Source organism: Paraburkholderia sp. BR13444 (assembly GCF_040948755.1).
Lineage (GTDB): Bacteria > Pseudomonadota > Gammaproteobacteria > Burkholderiales > Burkholderiaceae > Paraburkholderia > Paraburkholderia youngii.
Genome location: NZ_JBFPKM010000004.1, coordinates 122,261 through 136,356, shown reverse-complemented (window position 1 = coordinate 136,356; position 14,096 = coordinate 122,261). Strand labels below are relative to the sequence as shown.

Genomic DNA, 14,096 nt, shown 5'->3' with positions numbered 1-14,096 from the left:
CGTCAAAAATCACGTAACCTATAAAGAACATGCATGCGGCTAAACGCCCCGCCGCACGTTAGATTCTTAATGCAGTCATCGGAAAAGACATTTCGAGATGGAACTGATTCAGAAAATAGCATCGGCTTATAAGTCGGGCGGCACCCGAAACTTGCTAAGACGTGCCTTTGGTTACATTGATACTCGCGCTCGCTTGAAGCTCTTCAGTGCAGCGCCACCGTTTCTCGGAAAACAAAAGAATGATTCAGCCGTGAAGATTCTTGCGAAGCAAGCAGGGGACGAACAATCAATCGAGATGCTGATGTGGCTTGTTCCCAATCTCAATTCTCTGAAATCGGATGATCAGTTGACCATTGCGGTCCCAAACTACTGGAAAAAGGTATTTGGGATGGTTCGTCCGTTGTTGCTGAACGGCAGGCTGGAACTGTGTCCTATCGGAGAATATTCTCCGCAGGTGCGCTTGATGGTAATCAACCGGGCAATGTTGAATCAGATTCCGCCACAGTACGCACAGAGGATCGCGCAGATGCAAGTCCCGTTTGCGAATGGCGCCTATATCGTTATTGCCGACAGGGGTCTCCGCCTCAGTACGGTGCCCAATCCCGAGTCACCGAGGCAACTCGCGGAGCAAGTGGCGGACAACAAGGCGCCGGGCGACGTAGTCATCGTAAGCAGGTACGGTTTTCAGTTTGCGGTGCGAACCGGCACAATGGATGAGGGTATTGTCGATGAGGTAAGGTCCGAATATCTCGACCCACTGTCAGGAATCGACTTCCATGGCACTACCGTACTCGACCTCGGTGGCCATATCGGTTCGTTCTCTATCCAGGTCAGTGCGCTGTTGAAACAGCCCATGCAGATAATCATTGTCGAGCCGGCACCTCGTAATGCCGAGTTGATTCGGAAGAACATCGACCTCAACCAGCTCCAATCTTCGATCGAGCTGAAGGAGATGGCGGTGTCTTCGGCATCTGGTGTGGGCACGCTGTTTATTAGCTCCGACAACACTGGCGGAAATAAGCTGAACATGGTCGAGCATTCCTCAGCGGAGACGGTCGAGGTCCCCGTAACGGATTTTCCGACGCTACTGCGGGGCTTTTCGTCGGAAATCCTGGATTTGTTGAAGATTGATGTCGAAGGCTCGGAGCATGCCATTTTGTTTCCGCACGGCCGACTGTTGTCACAGAAGGTTCGCGTGATCGTTGGCGAGGCAGGTGGATCTGATAGGGGTGACGGTTTGGCCTTTTTGCGGTTCCTCGAGCAAAACGGCTTTACCGTGAGCCATAAAGGCAACGAATCCCAGTTGATTTTTCTGGCGGTTAACAAGCATCTCAACTAGTGGTTGCCGCTGCGCACAGACGTAATGGCGCTCTACTCGATCGCGCTGCCTGGCACGACGTGTACTGGGACACCGATGCCACGACCGCTACGTTATCCATTCCGTTATCATTTCGCAAACATGCGCGGCATTTGCCGTTATCCCATATGTAGTCTCCAACCTTTTCCCCGTCATTGCGGGGACGCGCTCTGAAGTCAGCGATGAAAGTCGATCTAGCCACCCTATACCTTCTCGTGATTGGAACCTTATTAGCCAGTTCCGCGATGATGTATTGGGAACACTTGTCTCATCCGAAGCGCAGCAAGGAATTGCGAACGCTGGCGATCGGCTACGCCACCCTTGGACTGGGTTGCGCGGCGGCCTTGTTTCGGGTTCAACTGCTCGGCGCCGCTGGCCCGGCAGTGAGTAATCTCGTGATTCTCACCGGCTATCTGCTCGTCCTCGACGGTGTGGCAATGTTCAACGGCCGGCGCTATCTCGCGAGTTCGATCGGTTTGCTCGTGCTGACGGCGCTCACGTGGACGGTAGCCGGCGTGCGTTGGCAGGCTGCCGTCTGGATGTACGTCAGCGCCATCCCGATCGCGCTGGCTTCCGCCATGACGTCGCTCGAACTGCTGCGAGGCGACGGCATGCCGGCGGTTCAATCCAGGCGCGTCGCCGTGGTGGTCACGGGTATCCACGCGCTGTTTTACGTCACCCGGGCATTCGTGCTGCCATGGATGGTGTCGATCTTCGGGCCACGCGTGCTGGCTGTCTCCAGCGAAATCACGATGTACGAAGGAGTTCTCTACTCGGTCATTTTGCCGATGACCTTGCTCCGGATGACCCGGGAAGAAATTCATGGTGAGCTTTTGCAAGAGTCCCGCACGGATTACCTGACTCGCCTCGGCAATCGAAAGTTGTTTTTCGAAGAGGGCGAGCGGGCCATCAGCGACCACCAGACACATCGACGACCCGTCACGCTCCTCGCGTTCGACCTCGACCACTTCAAGAGAATCAATGACCGCTACGGACACAAGACTGGCGACGAGGTCTTGAGATCATTCGCGGAAACCGTTCGAGCCGTGACGGGCAGAGACGCGATTCTTGCACGCATCGGCGGCGAAGAATTTGCCGCCCTGTTGCCCGGCCACGACAGGGAACGCGCAAGAAAGGTGGGCGAGACCGTTGCCAGCCGGTTCGCTGCAATGTCCCATGGCGCCGACGGCGACCGGATCCGCGCCACCGTCAGCATTGGACTCGCCGAGTCGAGTCGCGAAACGGCTTCCCTCGCCGACCTGCTCTCAGCCGCCGACCAGGCGTTGTATCGAGCCAAGTCGCTAGGCGGCAACCGGCTCGAACAGACGCCAAGGGCTGCGCTCCCTGCCGATAGCTACTCCGCGGATCGAAACCAGATTTGATCGCTCAGTAATGTGGCATGCACCTTCATATCGGTAGTGTTCGTCAAATTTTCGCCAAGGTACGTCAAGGATCGGTGAGAGGTATGCTTAATCGCCCGCTACCGCCCGAGCTCACATCGCCAAACCGCCGCTTGCGCACGTAGGCCCAACAACATGGATGCACCCAAACCCGTCACGCGGCCGATACAGCCAATGCCCCGTCCGGTGCTGGTCTGGGACGCGCCGGTGCGACTGTTTCACTGGCTGGTGGTCGTGCTGGTCGCTGCGGCTTATATCACCCTGAAGCTGAACTGGATCGACTGGCACGTGCGCGTCGGCGAGACGCTGCTCGCCCTGGTTATTTTCCGGCTGCTGTGGGGCTGCTTTGGCAGCGAGACCGCGCGCTTTCGCAGTTTCGTGGCGTCGCCCGCGGCCGCGCTTCGTCATTTGCGCCGGCTGTTTCATCGCGAACCGGATGTGCAGGTCGGCCACAATGCAGCCGGCGGCTGGATGGTTCTATTTCTGCTCGCCTTGCTGCTGACCGAGACGCTGAGCGGGCTCTACGTCAACAACGACATCGCCGACGAAGGCCCGTTGAGCGAACTCGTGCCCGCGTGGCTCGCCAACGCAATCTCGGCGCTGCATGGGCTGGTCTGGTACGTGCTGCTCGCGGCCGTCGCGCTGCATACGCTCGTGATCGCCGTCTACGCGGTAGCGAAGGGACACAACCTGCTTCGTCCGATGCTGACCGGCTCCAAACTGCTGCCCTCGTCCGTGGACGCGCCGCGGCAGGCGCCAGCGCTGCTGGCGCTGCTGCCGCTCGGCGTCGGCGTTGCCGTGGTGATGCTGCTCGCGGCATATCTGTGAGCAAGCCGCGCACCCGATCTCGGGGCGGCTACCGTGCCTGCTTCAGCCTCACTTCGGCGGCGTCACCTGGCCACGAATCTCGCCGTCCGGATTGTTCTTCGTGTGAACGTTGATGTACATCTCACCCGCTTCGAACATCTTGGCTTCGTCCGGAGATAGCGTGGCCTGACCGGTGATCGGGCTCGTCACCTCGGTGGAGCCTTTCTGCGAGATCCAGACTTTTACGCCGGCGTTTTTACCGGCCGGCGCGGGTCCGTGGAAGTGCGCCATCGTGGTCGGACTCGTCAATCCGCTGAAGGTGATGTTCCAGGTGACGACCCGTGTGCTGGCGTCGTACGTGAGCTTGGCGTTGCCGCTGCCCGGAGTTTGCACCGGTGGAACCTGTTGAGCGCCCGTCAAAGGCACCGCGAACGAGACGGGCGCCGCTTGCGCGAAGGTCAGCGTACCCGCTAAGGCCAAACCACCGAACACCATGAAAGCGCGCCGCGTGATGGATCGTGACATCTGGTTTTCTCCTGTTGGGTTTGCCCTTGGTGAACGGGCGATTATTGAAGACTGCAGAAGAGCTCGTCGACGTCGTAGACAGCCGAACAAGTGAGTCAAGCATAGACGCAAGCCGGCCGTTACGCGAAGTTCGCATCAGGCCGAACTCTGGTCATGGCATGACGACCGCCCCGTTACGTCGACGTCCCACAAGTGTGGACAGCGAGCCGAAAGAAAAACGCTGGGCGAAAATCGTTGAAAAATCGATCCAAAGCGAAAAATTCTTCCGGTACGATATGCGCTTTGCGCGAAGGCAGCGGATGTAACCAGCGCGACCTCGTATTGCGCCAGGCGCCTTCATGGATCACACCCATCGTTACGCTGCCATGTCCATTCCGAACGCGCTAATCGGCATTGCGATTCTGTCCTGCCTGATGAGCGTCGCCGTTCTAGGCTCGCTGTTTCACACTCAGGTTCCGGGGATACGCCGTTGGTGTGTGGCGAGTGGTCTGCTGGCCGTCACGGCCACGCTCCTCCTGTTCCGTAGGTCTGATCTCGTCGTACTGGGCGCGAGCGTATTGCTGCTCGTCGCGTCGCTCCTCGCGATTCACGGCTTCCGGCAATTCTTTCATCGGCCGCCATCGGTAATCTGGGAGTACGGCGCGCTGTGCGCGATCCTGGCGGGACTCGTTTATTGGACTTACGTGTCGCCTGACGTCAGTGCCCGGGGCGCGATGATCTCGGGTTTTCTCGCCTACATCCGATTTGCGATCGCCTGGGTCGTGCAACGGTATCGGCCGGCGGGCAGACCGAAATACGGCTACCACTTCGTGGCTGTTGCGGCGGTGTTGGGGGCGGTCGTCCACGCAGCCCGCTGCGTCGTATATGGGTCGGGGCTAGCGCATGAATCGGTCTTTCTGGAGGAAACGCCGCTAAACGTCGCATTTCTCGGCATGGCGATACTGACTTTGCCATGCCTGTCGGTCGGCATGGTAATGCTGGCTCATGACCGGCTGGCGGAGCGGATGGAACGCCTCGCCACCATCGACGATCTGACGGGCGCGCTCGGACGGCGCGCTTTCATCGCGCGCGCGGAGGCGCTGTTCGAGTTGGCAAAGGTGGCGAAGTCGAAGCTGTCCATCGCGATCCTGGACATCGATAACTTCAAGGGCATCAATGACCGATACGGGCATGCAGCCGGCGACCACGCCCTTGCGCATGTTGCCTTGACGATATCGCGCGAACTACGGCAAACCGACGTGCTTGGCCGCATCGGCGGTGAAGAGTTTGCGCTGCTGATGCCACTGACCGGCAAAGACGAAGCGGCCCATTTCACGAACCGGTTGCGCGCACTCGTCGCGGCGTCTGTTGCGCGTGCTCCGACCGGCGACGTCGCCTGCACACTCAGCGCTGGCGTCGACGAATTCGGTAATGGCGATACCGTTGCCTCGGTGATGGCGAGAGCCGACACGGCGCTCTATGCAGCGAAAGCCAACGGCAGAAACTGCGTGATGGTTGCAGCATCTTCGCAGCCTGCCGATGGCCTCGTTTCCAGTGTTCCGGCTTAAGGAAGGTTCCGCGCTGGGCACTGCCCCTGCAAAAAGACCGGCATGCAGTCGCCCGCATACCGGTCTGTGTTCGGCCCGTCCGCGTCACCGCGAACAGGGCCGTCGCGCTGATCCGCGCTTTACTTGCGCTTCAATTGCGAAATGTCGCGCACCGCGCCGCGATCGGCCGAGGTCGCGAGCGCCGCATACGCCTGCAATGCCTGCGACACCACACGTTCGCGATTGGTCGGCTGCCATGCGTCGGCGCCGCGCGCTTCCATCGCCGCACGACGGCGTGCGAGCTCTTCATTCGACACCGCCAGATGCATCTTGCGCTGCGGAATGTCGATCTCGATCACGTCGCCGTCTTCGACCAGACCGATCGTGCCGCCTTCCGCCGCTTCCGGCGACGCATGGCCGATCACGAGACCCGACGAGCCGCCCGAGAAACGGCCATCGGTAAACAGCGCACAGCTCTTGCCGAGGCCCTTCGACTTCAGATACGAAGTCGGGTACAGCATTTCCTGCATGCCCGGACCGCCCTTCGGACCTTCGTAGCGGATCACCACGACGTCGCCCGGCACGACCTTGTCACCGAGAATCGCATCGACCGCGTCGTCCTGGCTTTCGAACACGCGCGCGCGGCCCGAGAACAGCCACTGCGATTCGTCGACACCCGCGGTCTTCACGATACAGCCCTTCTCCGCGAGGTTGCCGTACAGCACCGCGAGTCCGCCGTCCTTCGAATACGCGTTTTCCTTGCTGCGGATACAGCCGCTCTTGCGGTCCGTGTCGAGCGTCGCGTAGGTCGCTTCCTGGCTGAACGCGACCGTGGTCGGAATGCCGCCCGGCGCCGCGCGGAAGAACTTCTGCGCTTCGTCGCCCGCGCCGCCGGCGATGTCCCACTTCGCGATCGCGTTGCCGAGCGTGCCGCTATGCACGTTGCCGCACGACAGATCGAGCAGGTCCGCGCGCGCGAGCTCGCCGAGAATACCGATGATGCCGCCCGCGCGATGCACGTCCTCGATGTGGTATTTGTCGGTCATGGGCGCGGCCTTGCACAGGCACGGCACCTTGCGCGAGATGCGATCGATGTCCGACATCGTGAAATCGACGCCCGCTTCCTGTGCGGCGGCCAGCAGGTGCAGCACGGTGTTGGTCGAGCCGCCCATCGCGACGTCGAGCGTCATCGCGTTCTCGAACGCCTGCTTGGTGGCGATGCTGCGTGGCAGGACCGAGGCATCCTCTTCCTGGTAGTAGCGGCGGCACAGATCGACGACGAGGCTGCCCGCCTGCTCGAACAGCCCCTTGCGCCATGCGTGCGTCGCGACGACCGTACCGTTGCCCGGCAGCGCGAGGCCGATCGCCTCGGTCAGGCAGTTCATCGAATTCGCCGTGAACATGCCCGAGCACGACCCGCAGGTCGGGCACGCGCTGCGCTCGACTTCGGCGACTTCCGCGTCGCTGATCTTCGGATCGGCGGCCTTGATCATCGCGTCGATCAGGTCGATCTTCGCAATCACCTGGCCGTCGGCCGGCGACTTGACCTTGCCCGCTTCCATCGGGCCGCCCGACACGAACACGACCGGGATGTTCAGGCGCATCGCGGCCATCAGCATGCCCGGGGTGATCTTGTCGCAGTTCGAGATACAGACCATCGCATCCGCGCAGTGCGCGTTGACCATGTACTCGACCGAGTCCGCGATCAGTTCGCGCGACGGCAGCGAATACAGCATGCCGCCGTGACCCATCGCGATGCCGTCGTCGACGGCGATCGTGTTGAATTCCTTCGCCACGCCGCCGGCCGCCTCGATCTGCTTCGCGACCAGCGCGCCCAGGTCGCGCAGATGCACGTGGCCCGGCACGAACTGCGTGAACGAGTTCACGACCGCGATGATCGGCTTGCCGAAATCGTCGTCCTTCATGCCGGTCGCGCGCCACAGCGCGCGGGCGCCGGCCATGTTGCGGCCATGAGTCGAAGTGCGTGAGCGATAGTTGGGCATCTGTATCCTCAGGTATTGCTGTTATCGGTTTGAGCGCCCGCGCGGGCGTGGGGATCGCAGCGCGGAGTCGGCGCTGGAAACGAATAGTGCAAGAGCGCCAGTAAGACGTCCAATATATTTTTCAGGCGCGATTAGGTCGCAAAGGGTATTAATCGATGCAGCGACCGCTTAGCCGATCCACGCCGCTCGATTTCAGTCAAAGCAAAGGGCCGATGAAGCGATGCTTCATCGGCCCTTCGTGCTTTCAACGCTTTTAACGCGTCTGCGCTGTTACATCTTCACGACGTCGAGCAGCGACTTCTTGCCATCCTTGTAGTCGTACAGCGAGATCACGCCATGCTGAAGGTCGCCCTTCGCGTCGAACGTCGTTTCACCGGTCACGCCCTTGTAGTTGGTGCTTGACACCTTGGCCAGCACCTTCGCCGGGTCGGTCGAGTTCGCGCGCTTCATTGCGTCGACGACGATATACACCGCGTCGTACGTGAACGGTGCGTCGAATTCGATCGGATGACCGAAGCGCTTCGTGTACTTCGCCGCGAATTGCGCGCCGCCGTTCATGCGCTCGACGGCCATGCCGGCCTGCGAGCACACCACGTTGCCCGCCGCCGGACCGGCGAGGTCCGCGAGGCTTTCGGTGCACACGCCGTCGCCCGACAGCAACTTCGCGCGCAGGCCCAGCTGACGCGCCTGCTTCGCGAACGGACCGCCGGTCGCGTCCATGCCGCCGTACATAATCGCGTCGGGATTCTCGCCCTTGATCTTGGTCAGGATCGCGCGGAAGTCGACCGCCTTGTCGTTGGTCGCGTCGTGCGAGACGACCTTCAGGCCGAGCGACTTCGCGGTCTTTTCGAATTCGTTCGCGAGACCCTGGCCATAGGCGGTCGAATCGTCGACCACGGCCACGGTCTTCACGTTCAGGGTCTTCGCGGCGTAGGCGGCGAGTGCCGGACCTTGCTGTGCATCGGTCGCGACGACGCGGTAGGTCGTCTTGAAGCCCTGCTGCGTGTAGGCCGGGTTCGTCGACGACGGCGAAATTTGCACGATGCCCGCGTCGCTATAGATCTTCGATGCCGGAATCGACGCGCCCGAGTTCAAGTGGCCGACCACCGCGACGACCTTATCGTCCACGAGTTTCTGCGCGACCTGGGTTGCCTGGCGCGGGTCGCCCGCGTCGTCCTGCGCGTCGAGCACGAGCGTGACCTTCTGACCGTCGATCGTCAGGCCCTTCGCGTTGATTTCCTCGATCGCGAGGCGCGCGCCGTTTTCATTGTCCTTGCCGAGGTGGGCGGAGCCGCCCGTCAACGGACCGACGTGACCGATCTTGACGACCTGATCCGCATTTGCCGTACCGGCAATGCCCGCGAATGCGACGACTGCCGCGCTGAGCGGCAGCAGTTTGTGAAGCTTGAACGACATACGACACATCTCCTCTTTACTTACCTTGCCAACCGGACGGCTGGGCAATCGCCAGCTCCGCCATTTTTGGTGCAGCACGATAACGCAAAACCGGCGCAAGCGACAAATTCCCGCGCAATGGGATTGCCGCGGCGTCAATGAGCGGTCGTTTCGTCGCTCTATTGAAGCGGGAGATTGCGCGTTCGATTTGCTGAGGGAATCGTCAGTAAAAGCGACGAAATAAGCGGCAACTCAGCCAATAAAGCTGAATCTCGCGCTTATTCTTCGGCAACGGTACGGAGCAATCAAGGCTTGAAGTCGGCCAGCATCACGCCCTCGCGGATATGCGCGAGAGCGGCCGCCACATAGTCGACGATCGGCGCCGGCGGATGGTCCGGCTTCGCCCACACGAAGCCCGAGCACTTGTGCGGCTCCATGTTCGCCGGTTCGCCTTGCCATGAACGGCACGCGAAAAAGAAGCTGATGCGGTTCGTGTCCGAGTCGCGCCGCATCACGAGCTTGAATTCGAGTTCGCCGGGCGCAATCGTCACGCCCGCTTCGTCTTTCGACTCGCGAATCGCACACTCTTCGATCGATTCGCCAGGTTCGAGATGGCCGGCAATCAGCGCGTACTGGCCGTCCCTGAAACCGGTATTCGCCCGCTGCATGAAAAGGCACTCGCCCTGCCCGTTCAGAAACAGCACGTTCACATCGACGACGCTTTGCATTCGGCTCATTTGCTTGCAGTCATCGTGACGGACTACGCGCGCTGCGCGCTCAGCAGCTTGATGCCGAGCGCGACGAAGACGAGGCCGCTGCCGCGTTTGATCGCCGCGATCCACCGGCTGGCTCCGACGCGCTTATGGATACCTTGCACGCCGAGCGAATAAATGGTGTGTACGAGCGCGACGGTGACAGCGATCGTCAGATACATCACGATGAACTGCTCCGGCAGGCCGCGCTCGTGGTCGATGAATTGCGGCATGAACGCCGAAAGAAAGATCATCGTCTTCGGATTGCTGCCCGACACGAGCAAGGCTTCGCGGAATACTTTGCTGCGCTCGAACGTATCAGCGGGCGATGCGACGCCCGTGGGCTGCGCGGCCTGCGCTGCCTGCCTGTTGCCGCCGCCGCGCAGTTGCCTGATGCCGAGATACATCAGATAACCCGCGCCGAGCACTTTCATTGCGACGAAGAGCGGCGGCAGTGTCGTCAATACCGCGCCGACACCGAGCGCCACGAGCGCGACGACGACTCCTTGCGCGAGCAGATTGCCGGCAACGCTCGCGGCCGCGCCGCGGCTTCCATAGCGAACGGAGTTGCGGATCACCAGCAGAACGTTCGGTCCCGGCGAAATGGTGGTGAGCAGATAGGCAGCGGCGAAAAGCAACCAGGTATGGAATGACATGGCACGTCCGGGAGTTCGTTGTGATTGGATTCCAACAGACCAGACATGATGACACGAAAAAAAACGCCGCGACCGGCGTCATCGCGCGGACCTCCTGAAGCGGCGCCTTGCAGCACCAGATAGCCGATCTTGCGCTCGATGAATTCGAAGCTCAGATTGAACGTCGAGAAGAACAGCACGACCAGCAACGCGAGTTCGCACCACACGACGGTAATCTGCCAGCGCAGCGAAAGCCTCAGCAACAGATAGCAATTGGCGACCAGCACCGCAATCGCGACCGCGCCGCCCAGCAGCTTCTGCCGCGGGCCGCGCACTCGACCTGCTATCGGTGTTCGACGCGCGGCGGCGGCAAGTGGCGCAATCGCGCGCCCCGCATCAACGTTTGGAGGCCGTCACCAGTTGCAGCGGCGTCTCGATCACCCTCGACAGCTCGCGCTGCTTGCGTCGCTCGGTCACCGCCTTTAATGCGAAGTCGATGCCGAACACGGTCTGGCGGTCGGCGAACTGGTTCATCGTCGCGAGCACGCGGCCGTCGGCGAGCAGCGGCTTGATCGCATCGATCGCGTCGTAGCCGGTGACGTAGACACCGCCGCCGCGGCCCGCGTCGCGAATCGCGTCGACCGCGCCCATCGCCATGTTGTCGTTGCCGCATAACAGCGCGCGAAGCTGCGGATGCTCGGCCAGCATCTTCGCGGCCACGTCGCGGCCCCTGCCGTACTCCCAGTTACCCGACTCGACCGCGACGACCTGCACCTTCGCCGCATCCATCGCGTCGCGGCTGCCGGCCGTGCGCTGCTGCGCATTGCTGCTCACCGAAATGCCTTCGATGATGCCGACCTGATCGCCGGGCTTCAGCCGCGTGGCCAGATACTGGCCGACCTGCTTCGCGCCGCTGCGATTGTTCGGCCCGACGAACGGCACCGAGATGCCAGCGGCCGCCTGCGCCGCGTCGTCGAGCGGGTTGTCGATCGTGATCGTGATGATGCCGGCCTTGATCGCACGTGCGATCACCGGGATCAGCGCCTTCGAGTCGGTCGGCGCGATCACGATCGCGTTCATCTTCGCCCTGATCATCTCGTCGACCATGCGAATCTGCGCGGCGGTGTCGGTCTGCCTGGCCGTGCCGCGAATCGTCAGGCTGAATTGCGATGAGAAGTGCTGCTGGTAATTGCGCGCGGCGTCGACCATCGCGACCGTGAACGGGTCCGACATCGATTTGAGCACGAGCGCGATCTTCGGCTTCGCGGCGGGCGGTACCTGGGCATGGGCATCGTCCGCGAATCGCGCGACGCCGGTGAGACCGGTTGCTGCCAGCGCGCCCGCGAGCAGCACGCGGCGGCGCATGTTCTGCGTCATGGCTTGACTCCTTCGCGGAGGTGCTGGTTGCGGACGGACTGGTTGCGGCTGTGCCGATCGAACGACGCGACGCTGGCAACGATTTCGTCGAACAGCGGCCGGCTGTCGATGTCTTCGCTCAGACAACGCGTCTTCAACGCGGCCAGTTGCCCGGCGATGTCCGCTTGCGCGTCGCAACGCTCCAGCAGTTCTTCGAGCAGACAGCCGTACGCCCTCACTTCGAGCCGCTGCAACGCGATAGCAAGCTCGCGATCGCCGGCATCGAAAAACGACGCCGCGCCGAAATCGCCGAGCAGCGCGCGCCCCGCGCCGCCGTGCAGGATATTGTGCGCGTACAGATCGCCATGCATCACGCCACGCCGATGCAGATGACTCGCGACCTTCGCGATGCCGCTCGCGATACCGAGCACCGTCTCGAGGTCGAAGCACGCGTCGTCGCGATAGATATCGCGGGTGCACGATGCGAGGCTCGGCGGACCGGCCAGACTGGCGAAGCGCGGATCGACCAATCCCATCACGAGGCCATGCGTGTCCGACGGATGCCCGATCACCTTGCCGAGCACGGGAATCAGGTTCGCATGTTCGCCGCCGCGAATGCAAGCAGCCATTTCGCAGTCGGGCAAACCGTCGCTCGTCACCGCGCCCTTGAACAGCTTGACGGCGACCGCACGCGGCGCGGGTTCGTGGTCCGCGTGCAGCGCCGCGCGATAGATGACGCCCGATGCGCCCTCGCCCAGCGGCCGTTCGAGCCGCAACGCATCCCAGCGAATGCCGCTGATCGGTGTGTCGACGAGCGCCGCCCGTTCGAGCGCCGCGTCGAACGGATTGCCCGCATACGCGAGCCACGCAAGCCGCGGCAGACGCAGCAACCAATGCGGTAACGCGTCGAACCGATTCGCCGCGAGCCGCAGCAGTTCGAGCCGCGTGCATGCGGCCAGTTCCTCGGGCAGCGCGCGCAGCCGGTTGCCGGCGAGCATCAGCTTCTGCAGTTGCGTGCAGCGGCCGAGTTCCGCGGGCAAGCTTTCGATGTCGTTGTCGGTCAGAATCAGCCAACGCAACAGCGGCGGCAGCGCGCTCGCCGGCACCTCGCGGATGCGATTCGACTTGAAGCCGATCATGCTCAGTTGCGCGCATTCGCCGAGCACACCGGGCAGTTCGGTGAACGGGTTGTTGGACGCGAACAGGATGCGCAGTTTGCGCAGGCGCGGCAGATCGTCGGGCAGCGTCGTCAGTGCATTGTTCGACAGGTCGAGCACTTCGAGCGTATCGGCGAGATCGAAAATCTCGCGCGGAAATTCGCTGACACCACACGCGAGTTTGAGTTCGCGCGTACCGGCCAGTTGCCCGGCCCGCAGTTGTTCTAAAGTCGTGGTCACAGTCGTGGGAAAGAAGATCGGGTAGCGCGCGCAGCGCGTCGTACCGAAGCTATCGATTTTACTGAGTCAAAGGCCATCTGGGGTTCTCTGCGGTACAGTGACGTGATCGCCGCGACGCTCACGACAGTCGCGGCCGTGTCGAATGCGAATGAGACAGCAATATCCGGAGGGCGTTCAGGCGACGCGAGCGGGACACTCCCCAGTATCGGCGCAGCCTTCATACGGCTTTCCGCGTCGGGTCGTTCAAGCACGTCCGTCTCGCGGGTCTTGCGCCTCCACCCTGTCAGGAGCCTGAGAAAGTGACGTACGCATACAAGTTGATCGATTCGCCGGTCGGTCAGTTGAAGCTCGTGGCGAAAGGCGAATGCCTTGCCGCGATTCTGTGGGAACACGACAAGCCGAACCGCGTGCGACTCGGCGAAATGGGCGAAGCGAACGAGCTGGCGGTGCTCGTCGAAACCGAGCGGCAGTTGCGCGAGTACTTCGCGGGCACGCGGCAGACCTTCGATCTGCCGCTCGATTTTCAGGGCACCGAGTTCCAGAAGCAGGTCTGGCGCGCGCTGCTGACCATCCCGTTCGGCCAGACGCGCAGCTACTCGGAGATCGCGCAGCAGATCGGCAAGCTCAATGCAGTGCGCGCGGTGGGCGCGGCAAATGGCCGTAATCCGATTTCGATCGTCGCGCCGTGTCATCGCGTGATTGGCGCGTCGGGCGAGCTGACGGGGTTCGCCGGCGGCCTCGCCAACAAGATGCTGCTGCTATCGCTGGAGGCGGGGCAGACGTCGCTCGAAGCAGCGGCCGATGATGCGCAACGGCCCGCGCCGGAACGAAAGGCAGCGCGGCCGGTCAGGGACGATGCACCCGCGAAACCGGCGCATCACGCACCGAGCCGGGGAACACAGGGATCGCTGTTCGGTAGCTGAAGCCGCGCAGACACAGCACA

General features: G+C 62.1%; 13 protein-coding genes. 5 read left to right on the top strand and 8 right to left on the bottom strand.

Annotation, left to right across the window (positions count from 1 at the left end):
• Window positions 1-97 precede the first annotated feature (97 nt).
• The 3 genes from AB3X95_RS13195 (at window position 98) to AB3X95_RS13185 (ending at window position 3,585) form a co-directional block, all read left to right on the top strand.
• Window positions 98-1,339, top strand: coding sequence for an FkbM family methyltransferase (locus tag AB3X95_RS13195; RefSeq protein ID WP_368621562.1), 1,242 nt, complete (start codon window positions 98-100; stop codon window positions 1,337-1,339).
• A 200-nt stretch (window positions 1,340-1,539) separates the two neighbouring features.
• On the top strand, window positions 1,540-2,739 hold the full coding sequence (locus tag AB3X95_RS13190) for a diguanylate cyclase (RefSeq protein ID WP_368621561.1): 1,200 nt from the start codon (window positions 1,540-1,542) through the stop codon (window positions 2,737-2,739).
• A gap of 153 nt (window positions 2,740-2,892) precedes the next feature.
• The gene (locus tag AB3X95_RS13185) at window positions 2,893-3,585 is read left to right on the top strand and encodes a cytochrome b/b6 domain-containing protein (RefSeq protein ID WP_368621560.1); all 693 of its coding nucleotides are present in this window, start codon (window positions 2,893-2,895) and stop codon (window positions 3,583-3,585) included.
• A gap of 48 nt (window positions 3,586-3,633) precedes the next feature.
• Here the strand turns inward: AB3X95_RS13185 and AB3X95_RS13180 are convergent, their stop codons facing one another.
• On the bottom strand, window positions 3,634-4,089 hold the full coding sequence (locus AB3X95_RS13180) for a CHRD domain-containing protein (protein ID WP_368621559.1): 456 nt from the start codon (window positions 4,087-4,089) through the stop codon (window positions 3,634-3,636).
• Between the two features lie 338 nt (window positions 4,090-4,427).
• Here AB3X95_RS13180 and AB3X95_RS13175 point away from each other — a divergent pair, with 338 nt between their 5' ends.
• Window positions 4,428-5,636, top strand: a complete 1,209-nt coding sequence (locus AB3X95_RS13175; RefSeq protein WP_368621558.1) for a GGDEF domain-containing protein — start codon at window positions 4,428-4,430, stop codon at window positions 5,634-5,636.
• A gap of 119 nt (window positions 5,637-5,755) precedes the next feature.
• Here the strand turns inward: AB3X95_RS13175 and ilvD are convergent, their stop codons facing one another.
• The 7 genes from ilvD to AB3X95_RS13140 form a co-directional block, all read right to left on the bottom strand.
• Window positions 5,756-7,618: a dihydroxy-acid dehydratase gene (gene ilvD, locus AB3X95_RS13170; RefSeq protein WP_368621557.1), complete on the bottom strand. Its 1,863-nt coding sequence runs from the start codon at window positions 7,616-7,618 to the stop codon at window positions 5,756-5,758.
• A 270-nt stretch (window positions 7,619-7,888) separates the two neighbouring features.
• The gene (locus AB3X95_RS13165; RefSeq protein WP_176106719.1) at window positions 7,889-9,034 is read right to left on the bottom strand and encodes a branched-chain amino acid ABC transporter substrate-binding protein; all 1,146 of its coding nucleotides are present in this window, start codon (window positions 9,032-9,034) and stop codon (window positions 7,889-7,891) included.
• Window positions 9,035-9,318: 284 nt separating this feature from the next.
• Window positions 9,319-9,750 (bottom strand): NUDIX domain-containing protein, encoded by a 432-nt coding sequence (locus tag AB3X95_RS13160; protein ID WP_368621556.1) that lies wholly within the window; start codon window positions 9,748-9,750, stop codon window positions 9,319-9,321.
• Between the two features lie 23 nt (window positions 9,751-9,773).
• The gene (locus AB3X95_RS13155) at window positions 9,774-10,421 is read right to left on the bottom strand and encodes a LysE family translocator (RefSeq protein ID WP_368621555.1); all 648 of its coding nucleotides are present in this window, start codon (window positions 10,419-10,421) and stop codon (window positions 9,774-9,776) included.
• Window positions 10,340-10,735: a hypothetical protein gene (locus AB3X95_RS13150; protein ID WP_368621554.1), complete on the bottom strand. Its 396-nt coding sequence runs from the start codon at window positions 10,733-10,735 to the stop codon at window positions 10,340-10,342. The genes AB3X95_RS13155 and AB3X95_RS13150 overlap by 82 nt, the downstream gene beginning before the upstream one ends.
• A 61-nt stretch (window positions 10,736-10,796) precedes the next feature.
• Window positions 10,797-11,777: a substrate-binding domain-containing protein gene (locus AB3X95_RS13145; protein WP_368621553.1), complete on the bottom strand. Its 981-nt coding sequence runs from the start codon at window positions 11,775-11,777 to the stop codon at window positions 10,797-10,799.
• On the bottom strand, window positions 11,774-13,153 hold the full coding sequence (locus AB3X95_RS13140) for a leucine-rich repeat-containing protein kinase family protein (protein ID WP_368621552.1): 1,380 nt from the start codon (window positions 13,151-13,153) through the stop codon (window positions 11,774-11,776). Before AB3X95_RS13140 ends, AB3X95_RS13145 begins: the two co-directional genes overlap by 4 nt.
• A gap of 299 nt (window positions 13,154-13,452) precedes the next feature.
• Here AB3X95_RS13140 and AB3X95_RS13135 point away from each other — a divergent pair, with 299 nt between their 5' ends.
• Entirely contained in the window at window positions 13,453-14,076 is a 624-nt protein-coding gene (locus tag AB3X95_RS13135; protein ID WP_368621551.1) for a methylated-DNA--[protein]-cysteine S-methyltransferase, read from the top strand.
• Window positions 14,077-14,096: the final 20 nt, after the last annotated feature.

What these genes read in the sequence shown, in the direction of transcription:
- AB3X95_RS13195 (WP_368621562.1), top strand. Translation starts at nt 98, where the DNA reads ATGGAACTGATTCAGAAAATAGCATCGGCTTATAAGTCGGGCGGCACC.
- AB3X95_RS13160 (WP_368621556.1), bottom strand. Translation starts at nt 9,750, where the DNA reads ATGAGCCGAATGCAAAGCGTCGTCGATGTGAACGTGCTGTTTCTGAAC.
- AB3X95_RS13175 (WP_368621558.1), top strand. Translation starts at nt 4,428, where the DNA reads ATGGATCACACCCATCGTTACGCTGCCATGTCCATTCCGAACGCGCTA.
- AB3X95_RS13180 (WP_368621559.1), bottom strand. Translation starts at nt 4,089, where the DNA reads ATGTCACGATCCATCACGCGGCGCGCTTTCATGGTGTTCGGTGGTTTG.
- AB3X95_RS13165 (WP_176106719.1), bottom strand. Translation starts at nt 9,034, where the DNA reads ATGTCGTTCAAGCTTCACAAACTGCTGCCGCTCAGCGCGGCAGTCGTC.
- AB3X95_RS13190 (WP_368621561.1), top strand. Translation starts at nt 1,540, where the DNA reads ATGAAAGTCGATCTAGCCACCCTATACCTTCTCGTGATTGGAACCTTA.
- ilvD (WP_368621557.1), bottom strand. Translation starts at nt 7,618, where the DNA reads ATGCCCAACTATCGCTCACGCACTTCGACTCATGGCCGCAACATGGCC.
- AB3X95_RS13155 (WP_368621555.1), bottom strand. Translation starts at nt 10,421, where the DNA reads ATGTCATTCCATACCTGGTTGCTTTTCGCCGCTGCCTATCTGCTCACC.
- AB3X95_RS13145 (WP_368621553.1), bottom strand. Translation starts at nt 11,777, where the DNA reads ATGACGCAGAACATGCGCCGCCGCGTGCTGCTCGCGGGCGCGCTGGCA.
- AB3X95_RS13185 (WP_368621560.1), top strand. Translation starts at nt 2,893, where the DNA reads ATGGATGCACCCAAACCCGTCACGCGGCCGATACAGCCAATGCCCCGT.